General features: G+C 37.5%; 18 protein-coding genes. 4 read left to right on the top strand and 14 right to left on the bottom strand.

What is annotated here, in order from left to right; all coding sequences use genetic code 11:
• Nucleotides 1-12: 12 nt before the first annotated feature.
• Genes P177_RS13590 through P177_RS13605 form a run of 4 tightly spaced genes read left to right on the top strand, consistent with a single transcriptional unit; the run spans nt 13 to nt 3,648 of the window.
• Nucleotides 13-792, top strand: coding sequence for an L-fucose dehydrogenase (locus P177_RS13590; RefSeq protein WP_036155584.1), 780 nt, complete (start codon nt 13-15; stop codon nt 790-792).
• A 48-nt stretch (nt 793-840) separates the two neighbouring features.
• Nucleotides 841-2,148 (top strand): L-fucose:H+ symporter permease, encoded by a 1,308-nt coding sequence (gene fucP / locus P177_RS13595; protein ID WP_036155586.1) that lies wholly within the window; start codon nt 841-843, stop codon nt 2,146-2,148.
• A 1-nt stretch (nt 2,149) separates the two neighbouring features.
• Nucleotides 2,150-2,485: an L-rhamnose mutarotase gene (locus tag P177_RS13600; RefSeq protein WP_036155588.1), complete on the top strand. Its 336-nt coding sequence runs from the start codon at nt 2,150-2,152 to the stop codon at nt 2,483-2,485.
• On the top strand, nt 2,482-3,648 hold the full coding sequence (locus tag P177_RS13605; protein ID WP_036155590.1) for an alpha-hydroxy acid oxidase: 1,167 nt from the start codon (nt 2,482-2,484) through the stop codon (nt 3,646-3,648). Before P177_RS13600 ends, P177_RS13605 begins: the two co-directional genes overlap by 4 nt.
• A gap of 87 nt (nt 3,649-3,735) precedes the next feature.
• Here P177_RS13605 and P177_RS13610 read toward each other — a convergent pair whose 3' ends face one another.
• The 14 genes from P177_RS13610 to P177_RS13675 form a co-directional block, all read right to left on the bottom strand.
• Nucleotides 3,736-4,929, bottom strand: a complete 1,194-nt coding sequence (locus P177_RS13610; protein WP_036158434.1) for a DUF4861 family protein — start codon at nt 4,927-4,929, stop codon at nt 3,736-3,738.
• A gap of 7 nt (nt 4,930-4,936) precedes the next feature.
• Nucleotides 4,937-5,731 carry a gluconate 5-dehydrogenase gene (locus P177_RS13615; RefSeq protein ID WP_036155592.1) on the bottom strand — a complete coding sequence of 265 codons (795 nt, stop codon included), beginning with the start codon at nt 5,729-5,731 and terminating at the stop codon, nt 4,937-4,939.
• Between the two features lie 4 nt (nt 5,732-5,735).
• Nucleotides 5,736-6,575: a 5-dehydro-4-deoxy-D-glucuronate isomerase gene (kduI, locus tag P177_RS13620; protein WP_036155594.1), complete on the bottom strand. Its 840-nt coding sequence runs from the start codon at nt 6,573-6,575 to the stop codon at nt 5,736-5,738.
• Nucleotides 6,576-6,589: 14 nt separating this feature from the next.
• Complete coding sequence (locus P177_RS13625; protein ID WP_051941846.1) at nt 6,590-7,339, bottom strand: DUF6250 domain-containing protein; 750 nt, start codon at nt 7,337-7,339, stop codon at nt 6,590-6,592.
• A 133-nt stretch (nt 7,340-7,472) separates the two neighbouring features.
• Nucleotides 7,473-9,320 (bottom strand): arylsulfatase, encoded by a 1,848-nt coding sequence (locus tag P177_RS13630; protein ID WP_084684693.1) that lies wholly within the window; start codon nt 9,318-9,320, stop codon nt 7,473-7,475.
• Nucleotides 9,321-9,374: 54 nt separating this feature from the next.
• The gene (locus P177_RS13635) at nt 9,375-10,787 is read right to left on the bottom strand and encodes a hypothetical protein (protein ID WP_157486572.1); all 1,413 of its coding nucleotides are present in this window, start codon (nt 10,785-10,787) and stop codon (nt 9,375-9,377) included.
• A 40-nt stretch (nt 10,788-10,827) separates the two neighbouring features.
• Nucleotides 10,828-12,363: a glycosyl hydrolase family 28 protein gene (locus P177_RS13640; protein ID WP_051941847.1), complete on the bottom strand. Its 1,536-nt coding sequence runs from the start codon at nt 12,361-12,363 to the stop codon at nt 10,828-10,830.
• A gap of 153 nt (nt 12,364-12,516) precedes the next feature.
• A complete protein-coding gene (locus P177_RS13645; RefSeq protein ID WP_036155597.1) occupies nt 12,517-13,956 on the bottom strand; it encodes a sulfatase in 1,440 nt (479 codons plus the stop codon).
• Between the two features lie 15 nt (nt 13,957-13,971).
• Nucleotides 13,972-15,900, bottom strand: coding sequence for a glycoside hydrolase family 97 protein (locus tag P177_RS20275; protein WP_051941848.1), 1,929 nt, complete (start codon nt 15,898-15,900; stop codon nt 13,972-13,974).
• Between the two features lie 23 nt (nt 15,901-15,923).
• Nucleotides 15,924-17,348 (bottom strand): sulfatase-like hydrolase/transferase, encoded by a 1,425-nt coding sequence (locus P177_RS13655; RefSeq protein ID WP_209435191.1) that lies wholly within the window; start codon nt 17,346-17,348, stop codon nt 15,924-15,926.
• A 45-nt stretch (nt 17,349-17,393) separates the two neighbouring features.
• Entirely contained in the window at nt 17,394-18,881 is a 1,488-nt protein-coding gene (locus P177_RS13660) for a sulfatase-like hydrolase/transferase (RefSeq protein WP_036155601.1), read from the bottom strand.
• Between the two features lie 167 nt (nt 18,882-19,048).
• Entirely contained in the window at nt 19,049-19,864 is an 816-nt protein-coding gene (locus tag P177_RS13665) for a 3-keto-disaccharide hydrolase (protein ID WP_084684694.1), read from the bottom strand.
• Nucleotides 19,865-19,876: 12 nt separating this feature from the next.
• Nucleotides 19,877-20,623: an SGNH/GDSL hydrolase family protein gene (locus P177_RS13670; protein ID WP_051941849.1), complete on the bottom strand. Its 747-nt coding sequence runs from the start codon at nt 20,621-20,623 to the stop codon at nt 19,877-19,879.
• Nucleotides 20,620-22,311: an FAD-dependent oxidoreductase gene (locus tag P177_RS13675; protein ID WP_084684695.1), complete on the bottom strand. Its 1,692-nt coding sequence runs from the start codon at nt 22,309-22,311 to the stop codon at nt 20,620-20,622. The genes P177_RS13670 and P177_RS13675 overlap by 4 nt, the downstream gene beginning before the upstream one ends.
• Nucleotides 22,312-22,429 lie beyond the last annotated feature (118 nt).

Genomic DNA, 22,429 nt, shown 5'->3' on the forward strand with positions numbered 1-22,429 from the left:
AACATACCAACGATGGATTTAAAACTGAAAGACAAAATTATAATAGTTTCTGGTGGCTCATCGGGAATTGGTAGAGGTATAAGCTTAAGTCTTGCTAAGGAAGGTGCCATACCTTATATTTTAGGTAGAAATAAAGCGAACATCGTATCTGTAATTTCTGAAATCGAAAAAGCAGGTGGTCAAGCAGGTTATGCTTTCGCAGAACTTACCGACCCCGAAAAATGTAAAGATGCCGTTGATAGCTGTATAGAAAGATTTGGTAGAATTGACGGTTTGGTAAATAACGCGGGAGTTAATGATTCTGTAGGTTTAGAAGATGGCAACCATGAAGATTTCATGAGGTCTATATCAAGAAACCTTACACATTATTACATGATGGCTCATTATGCGCTACCTCAACTAAAAAAGAATAAAGGAGCCATTGTAAATATAGGCTCAAAAACTTCGGTTACCGGGCAAGGTGGAACTTCTGGCTACGCTGCTGCCAATGGCGGTAGAAATGCACTTACCAGAGAATGGGCTGTTGAACTACTACCCTACTCCATTCGTGTAAATGCGGTCATAGTTGCCGAATGCTACACGCCATTATATGACCGTTGGATCAAATCTTTTCCAAATCCCGAAGAACGACTTGATAAAATCACCAAAAATATTCCTTTGGAAAATAGAATGACCACAGCTGAGGAAATTGCAGATACAGTCGCATTCCTATTATCTGAAAAGTCTAGCCACACCACAGGGCAACTCATTTTTGTCGATGGCGGCTATAGTCATTTAGATCGCGCATTATAGAACTGACATGACTACCCATACTTCAACTAACAACAAAACTCACCAATAATGTCAAAGTCAGATAAAACTCCTATCGTAGCTACAAAAACTTTGCTGCCATTTATTCTTATAACTTCTCTATTTGCGCTGTGGGGTTTTGCAAATGCTGTTACAGACCCAATGGTACAAGCATTTAAAAAGGTATTAGAACTTTCTAACTCTCAAGCGGCCTGGGTACAGATGGCTTTTTATGGTGGTTACTTTTGCATGGCTTTGCCTGCAGCTCTTTTCGTTAGAAAATATTCTTATAAAGTAGGCGTACTCATAGGTTTAGCACTCTATGCTGTGGGGGCTTTATTATTCTATCCGGCAGCTATCACAGAGCAATTTTGGTTCTTTTGTTTAGGACTTTATATCTTAACTTTCGGACTCGCTTTTTTAGAAACTACTGCCAACCCATATATTTTGGCAATGGGAGATACCAAAACTGCCACCCAACGATTGAATCTGGCACAAGCCTTTAACCCTATTGGTCTATTATTAGGACTATTAGTTGCGCAGCAATTCGTACTTAAAAATTTACAATCTGATGATATTGAAAACTATAGTGCTTTATCCGAAGCTAAAAAATCACTCATTAGAACTTCAGATTTAATGGTCATCAGAGACCCCTATGTTATTCTTGGTCTGGTCATTTTAGCGATATTGGTACTGATTGCCGTTAGCAAAATGCCACAGTCTAAAGGAGATGGTTCAATTCCCAGCTTAAGTCACACTTTTGCTTCCTTGAAAAAAAACAAAAAATATGTCTTTGGCGTAGTATCACAAATATTCTATGTGGGAGCACAGATCATGTGCTGGACCTACATTTATCAATACGCAGAAGCTATTAGTATGGACAGTGAAACTGCTGCCAATTATCAGATTGTTGCCTTCATTTTATTTCTAGTAGGCAGGGTTATTGGAACGTACCTGCTAAGATTTATATCCTCAGGAAAACTACTTTTAGCCTATGCTATTGCAGCCATTATTGCATCTCTAGGAACTATGTTTCTTGTTGGCATTGTAGGTCTTTATTGTCTTGTAGGTCTTTCTTTGTGCATGTCTGTTATGTTCCCAACTATTTATGGGATCGCACTAGAAAACCTAGAAGAAGAGGAATCTAAAATTGGTGCCGCTGGTCTTGTTATGGCTATTGTTGGTGGCGCCTTAATGCCCGGTCTGCAAGGGAAAATTATCGATATTGGCGGATTTGGCGTTGACGACACCCAAATCATGGGATTATCAGAAGTTAATTTTTCATTCATTCTACCATTAATTTGCTTTGTTGTTATTGCTATTTATGGGCAAATGACCAATAAACATTACCAGAGCTAATATGGAAAATCAAAAACATTGTTTTGCCCTAGATTTAAAAAATGACCCTACCCTAATCAAAGAGTATGTGGAGTATCATAAAAATGTCTGGCCAGAAATTACAGAAAGCATAAAAAATTCTCACATAGAAAATTTAGATATTTATCTGGTAGAAAACAGGCTCTTTATGGTTATGGAGACTTCTCCACTGTTTTCTTTTGATAAGAAACAAAAAGCCGACCAAAATAATGACAAAGTACAAGAATGGGAAACTTTAATGTGGAAATACCAACAAGCTATACCCAACTCAAAATCAGGAGAAAAATGGCGATTAATGAACAAAATATTTGAATTATGAGCAAAGCCAAACTTGCCATCAATAATAAATACCCTTCAGTTACCGACCTAAGAAATAAAGCGAAGAAGAAGATTCCAAAATTCGCTTTTGAATATTTGGACGGCGGATGTAATGAAGATGTAAACCTTATTAAAAATACGTCTGAAATTAGAGAGGTTGAGTTGACTCCCAGCTATTTAAGCAAGCATACGGGTTCTAATATGAAAACCGAACTATTTGGTCATACTTATGATGCACCCTTTGGTATTGCCCCTGTTGGTCTCCAAGGACTCATGTGGCCTAATGCTCCAGAAATATTAGCAAAGGCAGCATTCGAGCATAATGTTCCTTTTGTGTTAAGTACTGTATCTACAAGTAGTATTGAAAGAATATCAGAAATAACCGAGGGTCAGGCCTGGTTTCAATTATACCACCCCACCGAGAATAGATTACGAGACGATATGATTCAAAGAGCTGCTCAGGCGGAATGTTCTGTTTTGGTCATTTTATCAGATGTACCTACTTTCGGATTTAGACCTAGAGATATTAGAAATGGTTTGGCAATGCCACCAAAAATGAGTGTAAAGAATATTCTTCAAATTTTAGGAAGACCAGAATGGGCTATGAAAACCCTTATTCACGGACAACCTAATTTTGAAACGCTCAAACCTTATATGCCTAAAAATCTAGATTTAAAGCAACTAGGTAAATTCATGGACCAAACCTTTACAGGTAGATTAAATGAAGAGAAAATAAAACCTATTCGCGATATGTGGAAGGGTAAATTGGTGATAAAAGGTGTTGCTTCTGAAATGGATGCAGAGAAAGCTATTCGTCTGGGCATCGATGGTATCATTGTTTCTAACCATGGTGGTAGACAACTAGATGCCGGCGAATCTACTATTAGACCATTAACGAGAATTGCCGAGAAATATAGCGCCCAAATTAAAGTAATGATGGATAGTGGTTTACGCTCTGGTCCAGATATTGCAAGAACAATGGCTTCTGGTGCAGAATTTACCTTTTTGGGTCGTTCGTTTATGTACGGCGTAGCAGCATTAGGAAATGAAGGTGGAAACCACACTATTTCACTTTTAAAAACCGAATTACAACAGGTAATGGAACAAATTTGCTGTGAAAACACGTTAGATTTTCCCAACCATTTGATTAAGAAAATCAAATAATAAAAACGGATGATTACTTTAATTTAATAAGCACTAAACACTTATTCCGTAAAATAATCATCCGTAAATAGTATTCTTATAATTTGATTACTTCACCCTCACTTCTAAAGGTGCATTTATTTTTTCAGCAAACTGCTTTAAATAGTTGTTCCACTCTACTTTGGTGTTGAATTGCTTACTTTTTTTCCAACCAAATCCGGTGTAATAAACAACTACACCATCATCAACTTTTAGTTGTGCATACAGATTGCTTAAGTCTTTTGCATCGGTTACATATTTATCATAGCCCAACAACGTGTTCGATGGGGCTACAATACCGGTACCTAAGTCAGAACCAAAATAAGGTTCCCAATAACTTACCCAACCTTCTTCGACCTTGGTAGTTACTTCACCATCTTTCTCATGCAATGTAAGTCCTACAGACAGCGTATCAGAACCTTCAACCTCTACCCTGAATTTAGTAAGGTTACTGCCTTTATCCAAAGAAATAAATTTCTTCTCAACAACGTTTTTATCGCCTGCTTTCCAAGGTGCATAGGTAATCCAAAAACTTGTTCGTAAAGGTCCGGTTTCGATGGTTTTATATTCGGTAAAGTTTTTAGAAAACCGATACGTGGTATCTACTTTAACCGCTATACCGCCAACTCCTCTACTGGTACCTACATGAAAATTATCTAAGCCTTCGCCATCATCTTCGTGGTAAGAACCATCTGTCTCCAATTCTTTCTTATACCACTTATTAATTATAGGATAATCTACTCTTTTCAACCACGCATCCATTCCGCTTGAAAGTGTACCTCCAGGGATACTATCCTCTATCATTTTTTGCGCAACAGGTCCATAAGTTCTAAAAGCTACCCTATCATTTTCCCAAGCGTAATCATCGGTACGCTCTGGTACAAATCTTGAATAACATGTTGGTATTTCATCTGTCTGAGCTTCGCTATCTTTTAGCGATATGTTAAATAACTTACTTGAATTTGCTGCTATTTCTGGTTGAAACAAAAGTACATCTGCAGTACCATCACCATCATTATCACTTAATTGCGAAACCAACTCTACATCACTTCCTACTTCATTTATTTGATAAGATTTACCAGATACAAGTTTTAAAGTTTCGCTAGATTTCAAAAGATCTAAATCAACTTCTACAGTCTCAAAAGAACGATCAACATCTAAACTATTAACAACCTCAATTTCTAGCGGTTTTTTTTCACTACCGCAGCTTACCAACAATAAGGTTACAATTGCTGCACAGTATTTTAAATGAATCTGGTTCATACTAATTTTAGTTTTCATTACTTGGTTTACCAATGGTTGCCAAAATACCACCATCAACGTATAAAATATGTCCGTTTACAAAATCGCTCGCTTTAGATGATAAAAATATAGCGGCACCCGATAAATCATCTGGATCTCCCCATTTTGCGGCTGGTGTTCTATTCAAAATAAACTCATTGAACGGGTGACCATCAACCCGAATCGGTGCAGTTTGACTCGTAGCAAAATATCCCGGACCAATACCGTTTACTTGAATATTATGCTTAGCCCATTCTGTAGCCATATTTTGTGTCAGCATTTTTAAACCGCCTTTTGCGGCAGCATAAGCACCAACAGTATTTCTACCCAACTCACTCATCATTGAGCAAATATTGATAATCTTACCTTGCTTCTTCGCAATCATGGTTTTCACCACGTGTTTAGATACAATGAACGGACTCACCAAATCAACATTGATTACTTCTTTAAAGTCTTCGACTTCCATTTCTTCCAATGGTGTTCTTTTAATAATTCCAGCATTATTTACTAAAATATCAATAGAACCCACTGTTGCTTGTATATCGTTTACGGCTTTTATAACGGCAGCATCATCGGTGACATTAAATTTGAATCCGTAAGCTTCAATACCTAAAGACTTATAAAATGCAACTGCATCATCAATTTTAGATTGAGACGAATTACCATTAACAATCAGCTTTGCACCTGCCAATCCTAAGCCTTTCGCCATTGCCATACCAAGACCATGCGTGCTACCCGTTACTAAAGCAACTTTTCCTTTTAAATTAAATAGTTCAGTAGACATACTTTTATTTTAAATCTGTTATTGCCGCAACATCCATATCGCTATAATCTAAATTCTCACCCGCCATACCCCATATAAATGTATAATTAGAAGTACCTGATCCACAGTGAATAGACCATGGTGGTGAAATTACGGCTTGGTGGTTATGCATCCATATATGTCGTGTTTCTTGTGGTTGCCCCATAAAATGACACACTGCCTGACCCTCTGGCACATCTAAATAAAAGTATACTTCCATTCTACGATCATGTACGTGTGCCGGCATGGTATTCCAAACACTTCCGGTTTTTAACTTGGTCATTCCCATTTGCAATTGACAAGTAGTAACCACACCTCCAATGATCATTTGACTAACCGTTCTATGATTTGCCGTCTCTAGTGAACCCAATTCTAATTTGTTAGCTTCTTCTAAGCTTACCTTTTTCGTAGGATAGTTGGTATGCGCCGGTGCCGAATTGATATAAAACTTTGCCGGTTTTTTAGGGTCGTCACTTTTAAAAACGACTTCTTTTGCTCCCATACCAATATACAAAGCATCCTTATGTCCTAAGCTATACGTGGTACCATCTACCTCAACTGCACCCGATTCTCCTACATTAATAATACCCATTTCTCTTCTTTCCAAGAAAAATTCAGCCTTTAACGGGTCAATAGTTTCTAATTTCAAATCAGATTCTGGTACCGCAGAGCCCGCTATATAGCGGTCATAATGAGTATATGTTAAATTGATCTCACCCTTTTTCATAAGGTCATCAATCAGAAATTCATCTCTTAAAGCTGTGGTATCATATTTTTTAACTGCTTCAGGACTAGAAGCATATCTTGTTTGATAGGTTGTAGACATTTAATTATATTTTATTATTGTTTTAATCTGTACACTTTAAAGTTATCTATTGTCATGTGATTTTTCACAGTTCTAAAACCGAAATGACCTTTCGTATATGGATCGGCATCATATAAATCGATCATTTTCACTCCGTTTCTATAATATTGAATTACATTATTATAGGCGATGATTCTAATATGATAAGTTGTATTGGGCTGCAACAAAAATTCTGATTTAGAGAAATCATGTTCGTCCAATAAGGGTCGGTCTCCATTGCCAACATAGCGTCTAAATCTGGTTTTAGAATTATCATGACCACCGACGCCCATATAATATAAGCGCAGACCATCATAGTTGGAAAATTTACCATGACGCTTTGCAGAGTTCTTAAATAAATCATCAGGATGTTCCATATCCGTAGCCATCCAAAAACAATTCATATCAGACACTCGGTCATTCTTTCCTCCATCAGAAATGATGTAGGTATCGTACTCGATCATTATTGGACCTGACAACTCCTTTTTATACCAAATTGTACACCCTGAGGCATCATCAATTTCAAGCTTGCTGTTTTTAATTTCAGAAATTCCACCAGGCATCTGCTCCACCTGCCAAGAGCTTAAATCATCATTAAAATTCTCTTCATGAAGTAAAATAGAACGTACCTCTAAAGTATCATTCAGAGAAAGAACTTTAGAAGTTTGGGCACACCCATAATTGAACAGTACAGTAAACAGCACCAATATTACCGTTTTACAATATGGAATGTTCCTTAAATTCATGTACCTCTTTTAGATTGGTTAATTGATCTTATGCAATATGGTAATTTAACACCCATTTACATATAACTCATCGTTCATAATCGATAAATTATGAATCACGATAAAATTAAACCCTAAAAACCAGTCATTTAGCTTATTCCATTTTCTCCACACTTACAAAATATGCCCCTAAGGTTTTTTCGTTCTTTAAAGTAAACCAGGTTTGTAAATTAGCCTCGCCCTTGGTTAGTTCCACCTTAAATTCGGCATATTCTTGTGTAGGATCTACCGCTATTTCACTGTCGGTTTCCTGTACTTTTAATCTAGCCTTGGTAATAGGTAATGATTTACCCGCCTTACTTGCAGATACACTAGTCCCTTCTTTTGCCGGTCTTACAGCTGCAGTTGCATTTAAAGCTAACTGTGTTTCTTCTGGCCATCTACGTAATTTTATAGAATACGTTCCTGGTTCATCTACATGAATTGCCCAATACCCATTATCCATATAGCCAGTTCTGATATGTCTTTGGTGCCACGGACTATCACCGTCAGTATGCCAATCATGACAATATAATTTTGCCGGATTTTCATTTTCGTTACCCACATAAATTCTTGGTAGATCATCATACCCAGGTAGCAAATCTTGCCACCACTGATCATAAGCTTTCTTAAACTCCGCCATTTTCTCAGGATGTTTGGAAGCTATATTATCTCGCTGCTCAGGGTCTGTAGCCAAATTATATAACTCGGTACTATCTACCAATCGCCATTTACCTTGCATTAAAGAAGTTCTTCGCCATGGTTCTGGGTTTTCGGTACGTTGAGAATTAGTAATAACAATTCGCTCTTTAAAATCTTCACTTTCGTCATTGATCAAAGGCAGCAAACTTTTTCCATCAAAAGATATAGCTGTATCTACTTCTAGATCGCACATTTCTACCAAGGTAGGCAATACATCAAAATGTGCCGTTAGCTCATCAATATCTTTACCAACTGTAATTCCACCATTCTTCCAATGAATAAATAAAGGAACTCGGTGTCCGCCTTCATACTTACTTGCCTTCACACCACGCATACCTGCATTATATCCTTTTTTAATAAAACCATCCAATCTATGCCCTTCCGTTCTTGCTCCTTGAGCCGTACCGTTATCTGTGGTAAAGATCAGAATGGTATTATCCATAAGTTCTGAGGTTTCCAAATAGTCTACAAGCTTCCCTATATTCTCATCTATATTGGCGATCATGCCATAAAAAGCAGGTAAGGGAATATCCTCATTATCCTTATAGGGTTCTATATATTTATCAGCTACAAAATATGGGGAATGTGCCGTATTTGTAGGCAGGTAACAAAAGAAGGGTTTGTCTTTATTTTTCTCTATATGCTTAATGGCTTCATTGAACCAGATATCGGTACTATAACCTTCAAATCTTTTTAGCTCTCCGTTATGCACATACATATCATCAAAATAGTCATTATCCCAATAATCCATGGTTTGCTCCATACCGCCACCACCGTGAGAAAGCACCTCATCAAAGCCATTATCTTGTGGTCTAAACGGATAGTTATCGCCTAAATGCCATTTTCCGAATATTGAGGTGGCATAGCCGTTTTCCTTAAATATGTCAGCCATAGTTGTTTCACGCTCCAACAATAAAGATCTACCGTTTATGGTATGCCATACTCCTGCTCTATTGGCGTTATGACCCGTTAGCAATGCTGCCCTTGTTGGCGCACAGGTGGGGTTTACATGATAATCTGTAAACCGGGCACTTGTTGCATGTAGTTTATCTATGTTAGGCGTTTTTATATACGGATTACCCAATGCCGCTATATCTCCATAACCTTGATCATCTACCAATATTAAAATAACATTCGGCTTTGCTTCTTTCTCTGTTGTGATTTCCTTCTTTTCTTCACATGAAAAAAATAATATTGTTATGGATCCTATAAAAAATGTAAATATTCTATTCGAACGTTTAAGTATTGATTGTAAAAACATAGATTAATAAGTGTTTCTATTCTTTAATTTATTTTTCGGATGGGTAAACCAATTTTAGTGCATCGCTTTATAAAACAGATGATTATTTTGACCGTCATCGCTAACTTTTCCGGCTGATACACCCGTAGTATTATTGCTATTTTCATCTAGAACAACCGGATACTCCGTTAAATTGTTCAGTTTAATATGGGAAGCGGGATAGTTTTCATCGCGCTTCAATAGACCAATAGTTCTATTATCTCCACCTACTTGAATTTTTAAATTTTGATCAGGATTTGGCACAGCGCTTCTAAGAGTAATTTTATGATCGCTTCCTATAATTATAGCGGCATGACCACTACCGTTATATGATTTACCTTCATACGGCAGTAATGTAATATCTGCATTTGTACCGCTATCGTTGACATAATCTACCCCTAGAGCAGGACCATATTGGGTATCTGCATAACTATCTACAATATCGCCAGTACCGATACAAAATCCTCTTTCACAACCAATAGTAGCCGTCCCCGATACATATTTTTTACCCGTTGCATGGGTCAATGTTACCCCTGCTCTCATATTCTTTACCGTGCAATTGATGATGGTAGGGTTAGATGTTCCGCGATTATAGACTACGCCGTCAATAATAGTTTCACCACCATTATAGGCTCTTATGCCACCCTCGCCCAAACTCATCATATAGCCTGCTGGCAATTTGTACCCAAAATACGTCATAAATCCTGCTTTGTCACCGTCTGAACCTGTGCCGGTTTCAGCTAGCATATCATCGGTAGATCGCATAGTACCTTCTATATAACAGCCTTCTATTAAAGGCTCATCTGCAGCTTGCATAAACATTGCATGACCATATGACCTATGAATAATTGTACAGTTTTTTGCATGATTTTTATAACCACGAATTAAAAAGGCGGAGTGTTTAAAATGATTTATCACATTATTACCTCCCTTACCAAATGTTTCTCCATATCCATAAGGATAAGATCCTTTAGTACTTAAATGTAAACCTTCAATTCTATTGCCTGCCCCATCCATAACAACATTACAGGCTCTTCTTGTAGGGTGATCATATACCGAACCTACATCTACCAAAGTCAAATTTTTGATAACATTGTTATTACCAACTACCTGAAGTTCATAAAACTCATTATATTCTTTAAACGCCGTCAACACCTCTGTTTCTACATTGACAGTGACACCGGTAAAATCATATACGCTATTGTTACCGCTAAATAACAACAACACCAAAGCTTCATGATTATCGATTGTAGTATGAAATTTAAATGTACCGTTTTTGATATTGTTGACCGTAATGGTATATGTTCCTTCTTTTAAAACCACATTCGCATTGTCCTGTGATAAATAAGGTACTAATTCTGCTAAAGTCTCCACCTTTGTTTGTGCATAAATTGCCATACTGAAAAGCAGTAAAAGAATAAATGCAAAATATTTTAATTTATGAGTCATACTAGTTGTTAATTTATAAACCTTCTTGTGAATGCTAATTTTATTCAACCTCAACATCCTTGACAAAATCATTCATAATGATATTGTCAGTTGCTACTTTTTTACCATCGATTATTACATTGTCAAATATCACCTGTTCAACAATATGTTCATTATCGAACCCAATAAGCTCTATACTCGCATGGTCTTTAATGATATACGGCTTCCAATCGGGTCCGTCTTGAAAACCGGTTAGTGTGGTGTCAATTGGAGCTGAAGTTGCCGTGATATTTTTAAAAATTACATTTTTAATGTGACCGCGTTCTTCGGTTTCCGTCCATCTTGTTTTTCCTATCCAACAAGATATTAATCTACGGGCTTCCTCTATTCTAATATTATCAAAAGTGATATCACTTATTACAGCATCATCACAATGATATACCCGTAAAGCTGTTTCTCTACCAACATCGTGAATTACGTCACAATTTTCAAAAAGTACATTGCTGATATTCTCGTGAACCTCTGCGCCAATACTAAAAGAGTGAGCCAATTCGTTCCAGACCACACATTTTCGTGTGTGAATATTGTTGACCTCGCCGTATCCACCAAAAGATTTTATAACGACGGCATCATCAAACGTTCTCATAAAACAATTTTCAACCAAAACATCCCTACTGCTAGTGATATCTACACCATCTGCATTACCTCGCCAACCAATAATTTTTATATTATCTACATGTACATCGTCACTACTTTGAATAGGAATTGTCCAATGGCTAGGATCAAAAATGGTTACACCCTCAATTTTTACTTTTTCGGCTTTTTGCGCCAAAATGGTGTAACGCCTTACTTTTTTGGGAATTTTGCTTTGATCGATAATTCCGCGTCCTCTAATGCTTACATTTTTACCTTCTAAAATAAATGATGGTTTTTTTCTTAAATGCCCTCTAATTTCTATTTCTTCTTCCTTAGTTGGAAGAACACAATAAACATATGCTCCTCCTGCAATATAAACGGTCTGCCCATCTTTAACCGTTATCTGGGATACATGGTGCACCCCCGGACCAAAATAAATAACACTTGGGTCGTTTACATCAGGAATATTTTCTTCGAAAGGGTTAGCCAAAATGTGTAAAGATTCTTGCCACTCGCCATTAATTTCAACCGTTACATGACCCGGTTCATTCATTTCAAAAGCTATAGTACTACCCTTAAAAGTTGGCTCAATTCCATATGAAGTAGGCAAAATTTTAACCGTTTCTACTTTTTCATGATAAGCAACGGAAACCGTAACACTTTCATTCATATCAAAAGAAGCTACAGAAGCTTGACCATATTTACCTTGAATTGGGTTTAATCTTGGCACTGGTTTAGATGGAGGTATTTTTGTTCTGTAAACTGGGACTTCTTTACCCTCAACGTATACATTATAAGATTCAGCTAAAACTATACCCTTGGGAGCATCATACACTTTAAATTGCTGCGCCAGTAATTCGGAACCGGAAAAAATTATAGCAAAAAATACCAGCCCCTTACATACATTGGAGAGCACTTCTAATTTTTGACACAAAGCGTTTAAAGTTACTTTATCTAGCATTTTGTTGATTCATTTAATTTCATACACCAATATCAAATCTTTAATAGTAAAAGCATATAAATTAATGCTCCATGTATATAAATTAGATTGCAAAAGGGCTATGCATACCTAATAAATAACCGTTAAGGCTTAGAATCGTTAAAAATTTCAAGATTATTCTGAAAATGTAAAAGCTTTAGCCCCCATTTTAACCAATATCTTTCTTCTAAATTCTTCCACTAGTTTTGGATTATCGTTTGCAATATTCACTTGTTCTGCCAATATATTTTTATGGTCGTACAATTCAACCACTCCGCTTTTATGTTGCGTAAACCGATACCGTTCTGTTCTAATTGTAGTTGCGTGCGATTTAAAAGCTACAGCTTCATGCCCCTCGGCATTTACATTATTTATCAAGGTTTGCAAAGAAGTGCCTTCTGTAAATTTTGGTGTGGACAAACCGGTTAAACCGCAAAGGGTTGGAAACACGTCGACCGATTCTACTATGGCATCGCTCATTTTTCCTTTTTCTACCATCGCCGGATCGTAAATGATCAATGGTGATTTCAGCGATTCTTCGAACAGGCTATGCTTACCCCAAATAGCGTGTTCCCCTAAATGCCAGCCGTGATCTCCCCATAATACTACAATGGTATTTTTATCTGCCCCGGTTTCCTTTAGTTTTTGCATAATATCACCTACATGCTTATCTGCATAGCTTACACATGCCGCGTAATACTTTTTAAGTTCTAGTGCGAAGTCTTTATCCTTTCGTGGGTCTTTATTCCACCTATTATAATTCATGAATTCTCCGGAGCCGTGCCAAGTCGTTTTTCCCTTTGGTTTTTCTGGATGTGATGCTGGCGGAATTTCTACATTCTCATAGAGATCCAAATACTTTTTAGGAACTCCAAATGGCAAATGAGGTTTGATAAGCCCTATCGCCAAAAAGAATGGTTGATCAGCTTTTGCCAACTGATCTAATTGTCGAAGACCTTCTTCGGCAATGTGACCATCAGGATAACTTTTATCATTACCGTCTACAGTTTCTATGACATCTCTGGTATTAGGCGTACGTACTTTACCGTATGCCAAGCCGTGCATTGCTCCCTTTGGGTTTTGCCATTCTGCCACGGGCATGATATGATTATCCCAAGCATTTGGCATTTCTGGAATATTATTGTCATCCCAATTCTCACCACCTCTACCACCAGGGTGATGCGATACCTTTCCCACAGAAACTGTGGTGTAGCCATTATTTCGAAACCATTCTGGCATACTAGGTGCTATACTCGCATTTTTATCTTTAAAGCTTTCCGACCTTTTAAATAAAGACTGATTGTATTCACCCCTATACTCCAATCCGTATTGTCCGGTTAAAAAGGCATAACGTGATGGACCGCAACTAGGAGAGTTTACATAATGTCTGGTAAACGCACGCCCCATTCTCGCTAAACTATCTATGTTGGGCGAATGGATATAGTCGACTCCAAATGAATTTAATTCTGGTCTTAGGTCATCTATACAAATTATAAGCACATTCTTTTGTTGCGCCATGAGAAATTGGCCACCAAAAAGTAGCAAAACAAAAACCACTGTTATTATATTTTTCATAATCGTTTTTAAAAATTAATCAATTTTCTCAAGGTGTAGTACGTGACCTCCACCGGGCGCCATTTTAATTTTTAACTTACTTTCCTTAGTAAGCTCGGTAACACTTATGATATAAGATTCCTTATTATCTAAAAAGTGAGAATCACTTGCGTCTTCATACAATGTAGCTTTGTATTTTTCACCTTCCTCAAGAAAGTCTAATGGTAAATTTATCTCTCTACTTTCCCGATTGGTAAGAGAACCTACAAACCAATTTTCACCTGCTTTTCTAGCGATACTCACATATTCGTCAATTTCACCGTCCAGGACTTTAAAACCATTGAATTGTGCTGGCATTTGTCTAATAGCATTGAATAGATCCTCTTTAGCCATATATGCTTCGGGGCTGTCAGGTAGTACCATCCAGCCAGTATGTACCGTAATTAGTTTTGCCACTTCTGCAACCACAGTTCCCGGTAATTCTTGAAATACTTTATCACGCTTATGCGCCTCATTTAAATCAAAATATCCATTGGTTAAATCTAACGGTCCAGAAATCATATTAATTAAGGTAGCATTTACGGCAGTTTCCGGAAAGTACGACCTTTTAGCATCTGCCTGGGCATGACCATATTCTTTAGACATCAAATTAGGCCATGTTCTATAATCGCCACTTGGAGCTACCGGACTATCATGAAAATTAACCATCATTTTATACTTGGCACACAATTGAACAACCTTTTGAGTATTTATAACTTTCTGTTTGGGCGTTCCCTTCATAAAGCCATATTTGATACCAACAGCACCCCATTCTGCAAACTGCTTTATGACATTCTCCAGTCCGTAAGTTTTGGCTCCAACATTGTTCAAATACAATATTATTCCCACATTGTTCTTTTTACCATAGGCGATACATTCTTCAATATCAATATCGCTTTTTGACGTGGTTGGGTCTGATGATTCGCTAAATTCAGAACCATACCAATCTGCATCGACCAGTAGATATTGTATGCTATTTTGACTGGCAAAATCGATCATTCGTTTATGCGATACGGTATTACCACCATATTCAAAACCATCTTTTGTGGCATAACCCCACACACGCCAATCCCACAGCGCTTTACCCGGTTTAATCCATGAGCTGTCTTCTATTCTGTTGGGTTCATTTAGATTTACCAAAAGATCTGATGAGACCAAACCCCCAGCCTTGTCTCCAACAATAAAAGTTCTCCACGAAGTTTCAAATCCAGAAGTAATGCGTACCGGTTTGTTATTTATCGATAATACACCATTATCGTTTGATGTATTAAAAGTAATAGGTGCCGTGTTGACAATAGCACCTTCTAACGCCGCAATATATTTATCCGTATTGGTTTTAATTACCATAGGTGTTCTCACTTTTTTATGAAACCCTTCGGTACTACTAACAGGACCCAAATTATGGCGTTCTCCATTGTATGCCCAATAGGTATAGTTTCGTGTAATATTCAACTTGGTCAATTCTTGTTGAATGGTTACACTATCACCTAAGATTTTCGGAAATTGATATCTAAATGCGAATCCGTCATTATACATTCTAAACTGAATGTTATAACCAACATTGTTATTGGCGTTTGAAACTACCTTACATGTGTATTCATTATAGCTATTCTTTACGGTCGGTTGCTTTCCATTTATGGTAGACCAGGTATTATCATAGCTTTTATAAGCTACTTCACCAATATGCACATTTTTCGTTAAATCAATCTCCTCTAACTCTAATCCAATAGATGACGAAGAGAAAATTGTATCTGTATCATGCATAAATGAGAACTGCAGATTAGACTTGGTGTTGAAAAGCTGTACGGTCAACTTATGATCTGGTGAAACAAGTATTGGTTCTACTTGATTTTCACAGCCTATCAAAAAAACAACCACATTTATTACTCGAAAAATTATACCGCTAGCCCTCCAATATTTCATCATATACAATTCTTGATTCGTATTAATTACTTGGCTTCATTTTTCCATATGTGACTACCATCCAATAATTTACCATACCCGACATGAAGTAATTTTTTCATTTCAGCAAATTTCTCCGGCTCTGTTTCTATCAGATTTACGGACTCCATTTTATCTTCCATTAGATTATACAATTCAAAGTCCGTTAGTTCACTTTTTTTAATCAACGCTTCATTACCATCGTAAACATTCATTATCTGTGGAAGATATTCCCCATTATTTTTTAAACGAGCCAATATTTTATAATCGCCATATCTCATAGCGACTTTATGTTGGTTTAGAGCATTATAAAAGCCCCAAACCAATGGTTTATTTCTTTCGAATTCTCCTGTTTTTATCAAGGATAGAACCGACTCCCCATCCAACTCTTTTTTAGGTAGTTTTGCCCCCGTAAGCTCAGATAGCGTCGGCAGAAAATCCAATGCGGAAACAACGGCATCTGTAGTACCGGTATACATTGGTTTCCCTATCCAATTTATAATTCCCGGTACACGTATACCTGCTTCGGTTGTCCATAATTTTCTTCCTTTTAATCCTCCTGTCTGCCCAAAAGTTCGTTTTGCACCAGAATACCGTGTAAAAGTTTCGGGTCCGTTATCCGAAGTGAAAATTACCAAGGTGTTATCTGTTCCTTTTTCTTCCAAGTATGCCAATAATCTACCCACTGCCTTATCTACATTGGCAACATTTGCAAAAAACTCGGCTTCTGCACGACCATTGGAATATGGCAAATACTCTTGTACCAAATCTTCTGGTGAAGCTACCGGTTCGTGAGGTTCATGAAATGTGACTTGTAAATAAAACGGATTGTCTCCCGTTCTGTGATCTAACCAGCTCATGGCTTCATCTACCACCAATTGACAACTGAACCCTTCTTGTTGCCCTACTTTCTCTCCGTTACGAACAAAATTCTTTGGGTTTTGATGACTGGGCGATGCATTGTTGTGTGTTGCATACCAATGGTCAAACCCAAAATAATCCGGTTGTGGTTGTGCCGGGTTATTGAACAAAGAACTACAATGCCATTTACCGACCAATGCGGTTTCATAACCCACTGTTTTAAGCATAGCCGGTATGGTTTCCTCCCCTTCTTGCAAGTGTACCTTATCCCTTAAATCCTCACTTTTCTTTGGCCCCGGTATAAAGTCGTACACCCCTGCTCTATTGGGACTACGTCCTGTTAACAACCCTACACGTGAAGGAGAACATACCGGTGCGGCAGCATAATAATTGGTCATTTTAATTCCCGTGGTCGCCAATTTATCAATATTCGGTGTTTTTATAAATGGATGACCATAGGACGATAGATCTCCGTAACCTAGATCATCGCACAAAAAAATAATAATATTAGGCTGTTCTGTCTTTTTATCTTGTTGTGCCCTACTTATTACTACACTAAAAAATAGTAGCATTAATATTGTGGTATTACGTGTGTTCTTTAAAATCATCGTGTATTCTTATTTAGTTTCTTGATCCCATAACCTAAATGGGTCTCCGTAAGTTTCCATTTCCTCTAAAAGTAAATTCTCCATTTCTGCCAACTTAGCTGCGTATTTTGGGTTTTCTGCCAAGTCATTTTGCATTTCTTTGGGTTTACAATGTTCTGCAATATATTCATTAGGATTTTCCGCCAGATTGAATAATTGTGTCTCACGAACCTTACCGTCTAAAACATCATACTTAATCAATTTCCAATCTCCTTTTTTTACGGTGCGCATGCCGGGTGTTGAACCACCCGCATAAACGCCATACATTACATCTCTAATACTATCTTGTTCACCCATAAGTACAGGTTTAAAGCTTTTGCTCTGTACTGTTTCCGGTATATCTATGTCAGCCAAATCACATAATGTAGGTAAAATATCGGTTAAATAAATATTGCCCTTAACTCGTTGGTTCGCCTTAATACCAGGACCTTTTACAATTAAGGGCACCCTCCAAGTATGTTCATATAAATTCTGTTTCCCCATTAAACCATGCCGGCCTACCGCAATTCCATGATCAGAGGTATAGATGATATAGGTATTATCCAATTCGCCCATTGCCTCTAATTTTCTCAAGACTTTATTCAGTTGAATATCAATATTTTCTGAGCATGCATATTCTCTTCCTATTTCGTTTCTAACGGTTTGTTCATCCCTGTTTTTCCAAACACCGCTTACATTTTCTTCATCCCTCAATTCTAAATGACCATGATGAAAAGGGTGACCGTCCAAATAATTATCGGGTAACGGGGGTTGTTTTTCATTGGCTGCTGGAAGATTATTTTTATCGGTATGATTTGTTGCTCCATATTTCGCCAACAATTCCGGAGTGCCATCTCTTACATCATGCGGATGCGATAGACCAAAATAAATGAAAAACGGATTTTTATCGGCTGTTGAATCTCTATCTTCTAAATAGGTCAATACCTGATTAGCGTGCCAAGCACTACCAGATTCGTCAGTGCCACCTCGTTTTGTAGCATCTTTCACCACGGTAAATTGTTTGTTCGCCTTTGGGTATGAATTTCCCTTTTTACATGTGCGCATGGTGCTGTACCCTGCCCTATTGAAAATAGCGCCAATAGTATTCTCCTCTAAATTTTTGGGTTCGTTTGGGTTAATATACCCTTGCATTGATGGGAGGCTCCACACCGTTCTACCGCTCATGATCATATGTCTTGATGGTGTACATACCGCACCTACCATTGCCCCCATATGCCTTGCATCGTCCACTACCAAACCATCTTTTGCCAATTGAGTTATCGTAGGGGCATCTAAAGTAGAAGTGGAATCGTAAAATTTAAAATCGAATGGTGACTGATCATCCACCAATACGAATAAAAAGTTCGGCTTCTTTTTTACCTCAAACGGTTGATTCCTCTCTTTATCCTTACAACTAAAACCAACAATCGCAACTAAAAAGACTACGATAACGTTGCAAAAAATTCTGCCTTTATTCATTTTTTGAATTCATTTAATTTTATCCAGACTTGCACACCAGTTATACTCACCGCTTCTATTAGTTCTACTATATTTTCGGTCTTATATCGAAAGTATTTTTTACTATAGACATATGTTATAATTTATAGTTCATTCTATATAAATTATTCACTTTAATGGGCATTCTCTTAATTTAGAAACTTTTTCATGGGAACAACCTTATCAAATTCTTTAATTTCTATGTTACGATAATAAATTTCTGCCGTTTCTGATTGAAAACCGATGATACCTTCACCCACCGACAGATTCGTACCCATATTTACAATTTCACCGTTTAGCTTATGAATGGTATATGCATTGCCCATTACAATAATTTCGCACTGGTTCCATTCTCCATTCAGGGCATTGTATTTGGGAGATGCATACCCATAAATTTCATTCTTCATGTTAGGCATCTCTTTACCACCATCTTTAGGTAATAAAAATGTTTTGCCATCTGCTGTAGCTGTCCAATTTAAACTTACACCTGCACCCCAAAAATCGCCTGTATGGTTTCTATCGGTAATGTGATTGTAACGTACTTGATATTCTAGACCTTTAGGCCACACCTTGTCATCGAACACATGGTAATAGCAGCCCGCATCATACTGCCATTCATCAAAATTATTGGTTATTTTCTCTCCCCATTTATATTCGAATCGAAGTATGTACTTACTATATTTCTTATTGGTATAGAATAGGCCGTGAGTGCCATTTTCACCAGTATTTAAATTTAAACTATCTGGCATGTGCTTAAAAACATGCACCATGCCATCTTCAATAGCATATACTTCTTTCGCCTTAGCAGTATCTCCATTCCTCAGTTTCAGATGCCAACCATCAAAATTTTTACCATTGAACAATTGTTCAAAACCGTCCTCTATCCTCTTTTGATTTTGTCCATTGGAGATACCCACATTTACGATTAGTGTGACGCAGATAAGTAATAATCGGTGATTTCTCATTGTTTAGTTTTTTCAGTTCTTGGTTGTTCTATTTACACTGTTGTATTCTTTTATAAAATTTTGAAGTACTGCGGGATAGGTATCTCCCGTAGAAGTTCCCCTGCCTTGCATACCACTGCCATAGGTTATAGAATCGCCTAGACAAATGATTTTCTGAGACTTTTCCAGTAGCTGGTTTTCCTTTAAATAGCGCAATACCAGTTCACCAATAAACCGATAGCCCAACGCCGTAGGATGCACTCCGTCCGCGGCACCACTATTGCTTATATTCTTAAAAAATAAATCGCTGTTGTGTTTTGGCAAATCCATATCTTTAAAAATCTGAAATAAATCCAAATAATGCACCGACAATTTCTTTGCTACACGAGACACACTATTTCTTGCTCTATCTAATTTTACGTTGGGTGCTTCATTAAACAACTTTTTATCATGCCTTTTAAACAAATACACGGAATCTGCCGGAGGTGAAGTCATAAGCACTACTTTACTATGCGTTTGCTTTATGCTTTTTACGATATGCTCTAAATTATCTTCATATGCACGATATGAAACCAACTTTCTAGAATTCAGCATATCATTGGTACCGACCATTACTATTACCAAATCTGGTTTTTTTTCCAAAACATCATCATGCAATCTTTCTAAAAGTTGTACCGTGGTATTACCGCCCACACCGGCATTTATTACTTGAGCATAGGTTGATAATGAAGTTGCAACAAATAATGCGATGAAAATGATATGATTTCTGGTTATTCTCATTTAGACTCTTCAACTAGTTGTTTATTATACTCTAACACTTGGTCGTCTTTAAGCAACTGCTCCTTTAAAGCCGTATAGTCAACATCATGAATATTTTTCTCCTCGTCTATCGCCATCGCGGCAAGTGTACCTGCACTTTGACCCAAAATCATAAACACAGGCTCCATTCTTATAGAACCAAATGCAATGTGCGAACCAGAGACCGCAGCAGGAACCAATAAATTTTTACATTCATCTTGCTTTGGTAAGATTGTTCCTAAATGTATTTGATATGGAGCGTCTGGTTCTATTCCTAGATCACCTTCATTTTGTACATAACCTTCTTTGGTGATATAGCGTTGAACATTATGGGAATCCATGGCGTAAGAACCCATACCTATTGGTTTCTGCACTTTCTTTTTACCTAGGATCTCATTATCTGTCATTACAAATTCCCCGATCATTCTTCTAGCTTCGCGAACATAAATTTGATAAGGCCAGTGACCGTTATCCACAAACTCGTCTTTGGCAAGTCCCCACTTTTTAATGCTAGTTCTAAACCGCTCAGGTACGCTTTCATCATGACCCCAGAAATAAAGCAAACCTTTGTGGTAGTCTATATGCTCTTGTAAAATCTCTTTTCGCTTTTCGTACGATGCTTCAGGGTAATCGTAGTTCTTCCCAATGTTATCAGAGCTGAACGGTCCTACGTTATTGACATCGCGCTTTTTATTGGGAATCTTTCCTCCACCGAACATGGAATATCTACCACCTTCAAATACCCTTCTCAATAACTCATATTGTGCTGGGTCATAATTTTCTGGTTTTTCAAAAGGTACCACATTACCTTCTGCATTGGTGGTACATAATCTATAGTTATATGCCTGCACACCTTTATCACCCGAACCATTTTCACCAGGTGGCGCTGTTGATATTCTTGGAAGCACACCGCTGGTGGAATCGCCAGGTATTACATACGGACTAATATTCAACTGTTGAAAGTTGTGGCTATGGTGATAAATGCCTTTTTGTACGCCGTTCCATTCTTCACCATATACACTATTAGCTTCCCTACCTACATGATAATTGACACCTGCGGCTGCCATTAAATCTCCTTCGTAGGTGGCATCAACGAATATATTGGCTTTATAATTCTCCCCGTCTAACATGGTGATAGATTTGATAACGCCGTTATCTACTTCTACCCCTTTTTCCCTATCGAGCCATTTATCACGATGTATGGTAATGTTATGCTCCTTTACAAATTGCTCAAAGATTTGTTCTGCAACATGGGGCTCAAATGTCCACATGGTCTTGAGTTTATCATCTATAGCAGTAGTACCTTGCCCCTCGTTACCATACTCTTCCCTTGGTTGCCAGTTCCAAGCTACTTCATTTTGGTAGTGCTTGTATACTTCTTGATAAAACTCTTTTGAAATACCACCAATAACTTCTTTATTACCCAAATCGGTGAATCCCAATCCGCTAGATGAGAGTCCGCCAATATGGGTTTCCGGACAAACAATAATGACCGATTTATCCATTCTTGCCAATTGCACCGCTGTAGCAATGGCGGCAGATGTGCCACCATAAATGACCACTTCTGCATCTATATTTTTTTCATTATTTGGAGCGCATGCTATTTGCATCAGCAAAAATGCACCAACTATGGACTTGAAAATTGAGGTGTTCGATAAAAAATTCCACATAGGTAAGAACGAGTTATAAGTTGTTGATTATTGATTTATACAAGTTTATTCTTTATTGAACAAAACGTGTATCTCTTATTGTTCAACTTCTATAAATTATCACCTATTATACCAATAC

Source organism: Maribacter forsetii DSM 18668, from assembly GCF_000744105.1.
In the GTDB taxonomy this organism is placed as follows: Bacteria; Bacteroidota; Bacteroidia; order Flavobacteriales; family Flavobacteriaceae; genus Maribacter; species Maribacter forsetii.

Excerpts from the sequence above, each read along its gene's own strand:
- fucP (WP_036155586.1), top strand. The coding sequence starts at position 841 with ATGTCAAAGTCAGATAAAACTCCTATCGTAGCTACAAAAACTTTGCTG.
- P177_RS13675 (WP_084684695.1), bottom strand. The coding sequence starts at position 22,311 with ATGTGGAATTTTTTATCGAACACCTCAATTTTCAAGTCCATAGTTGGT.
- P177_RS20275 (WP_051941848.1), bottom strand. The coding sequence starts at position 15,900 with ATGATGAAATATTGGAGGGCTAGCGGTATAATTTTTCGAGTAATAAAT.
- P177_RS13660 (WP_036155601.1), bottom strand. The coding sequence starts at position 18,881 with ATGAATAAAGGCAGAATTTTTTGCAACGTTATCGTAGTCTTTTTAGTT.
- P177_RS13645 (WP_036155597.1), bottom strand. The coding sequence starts at position 13,956 with ATGAAAAATATAATAACAGTGGTTTTTGTTTTGCTACTTTTTGGTGGC.
- P177_RS13670 (WP_051941849.1), bottom strand. The coding sequence starts at position 20,623 with ATGAGAATAACCAGAAATCATATCATTTTCATCGCATTATTTGTTGCA.
- P177_RS13605 (WP_036155590.1), top strand. The coding sequence starts at position 2,482 with ATGAGCAAAGCCAAACTTGCCATCAATAATAAATACCCTTCAGTTACC.
- P177_RS13635 (WP_157486572.1), bottom strand. The coding sequence starts at position 10,787 with ATGACTCATAAATTAAAATATTTTGCATTTATTCTTTTACTGCTTTTC.
- P177_RS13590 (WP_036155584.1), top strand. The coding sequence starts at position 13 with ATGGATTTAAAACTGAAAGACAAAATTATAATAGTTTCTGGTGGCTCA.
- kduI (WP_036155594.1), bottom strand. The coding sequence starts at position 6,575 with ATGTCTACAACCTATCAAACAAGATATGCTTCTAGTCCTGAAGCAGTT.
- P177_RS13655 (WP_209435191.1), bottom strand. The coding sequence starts at position 17,348 with ATGCTACTATTTTTTAGTGTAGTAATAAGTAGGGCACAACAAGATAAA.
- P177_RS13600 (WP_036155588.1), top strand. The coding sequence starts at position 2,150 with ATGGAAAATCAAAAACATTGTTTTGCCCTAGATTTAAAAAATGACCCT.
- P177_RS13625 (WP_051941846.1), bottom strand. The coding sequence starts at position 7,339 with ATGAATTTAAGGAACATTCCATATTGTAAAACGGTAATATTGGTGCTG.
- P177_RS13610 (WP_036158434.1), bottom strand. The coding sequence starts at position 4,929 with ATGAACCAGATTCATTTAAAATACTGTGCAGCAATTGTAACCTTATTG.
- P177_RS13630 (WP_084684693.1), bottom strand. The coding sequence starts at position 9,320 with ATGTTTTTACAATCAATACTTAAACGTTCGAATAGAATATTTACATTT.
- P177_RS13615 (WP_036155592.1), bottom strand. The coding sequence starts at position 5,731 with ATGTCTACTGAACTATTTAATTTAAAAGGAAAAGTTGCTTTAGTAACG.
- P177_RS13640 (WP_051941847.1), bottom strand. The coding sequence starts at position 12,363 with ATGCTAGATAAAGTAACTTTAAACGCTTTGTGTCAAAAATTAGAAGTG.
- P177_RS13665 (WP_084684694.1), bottom strand. The coding sequence starts at position 19,864 with ATGAGAAATCACCGATTATTACTTATCTGCGTCACACTAATCGTAAAT.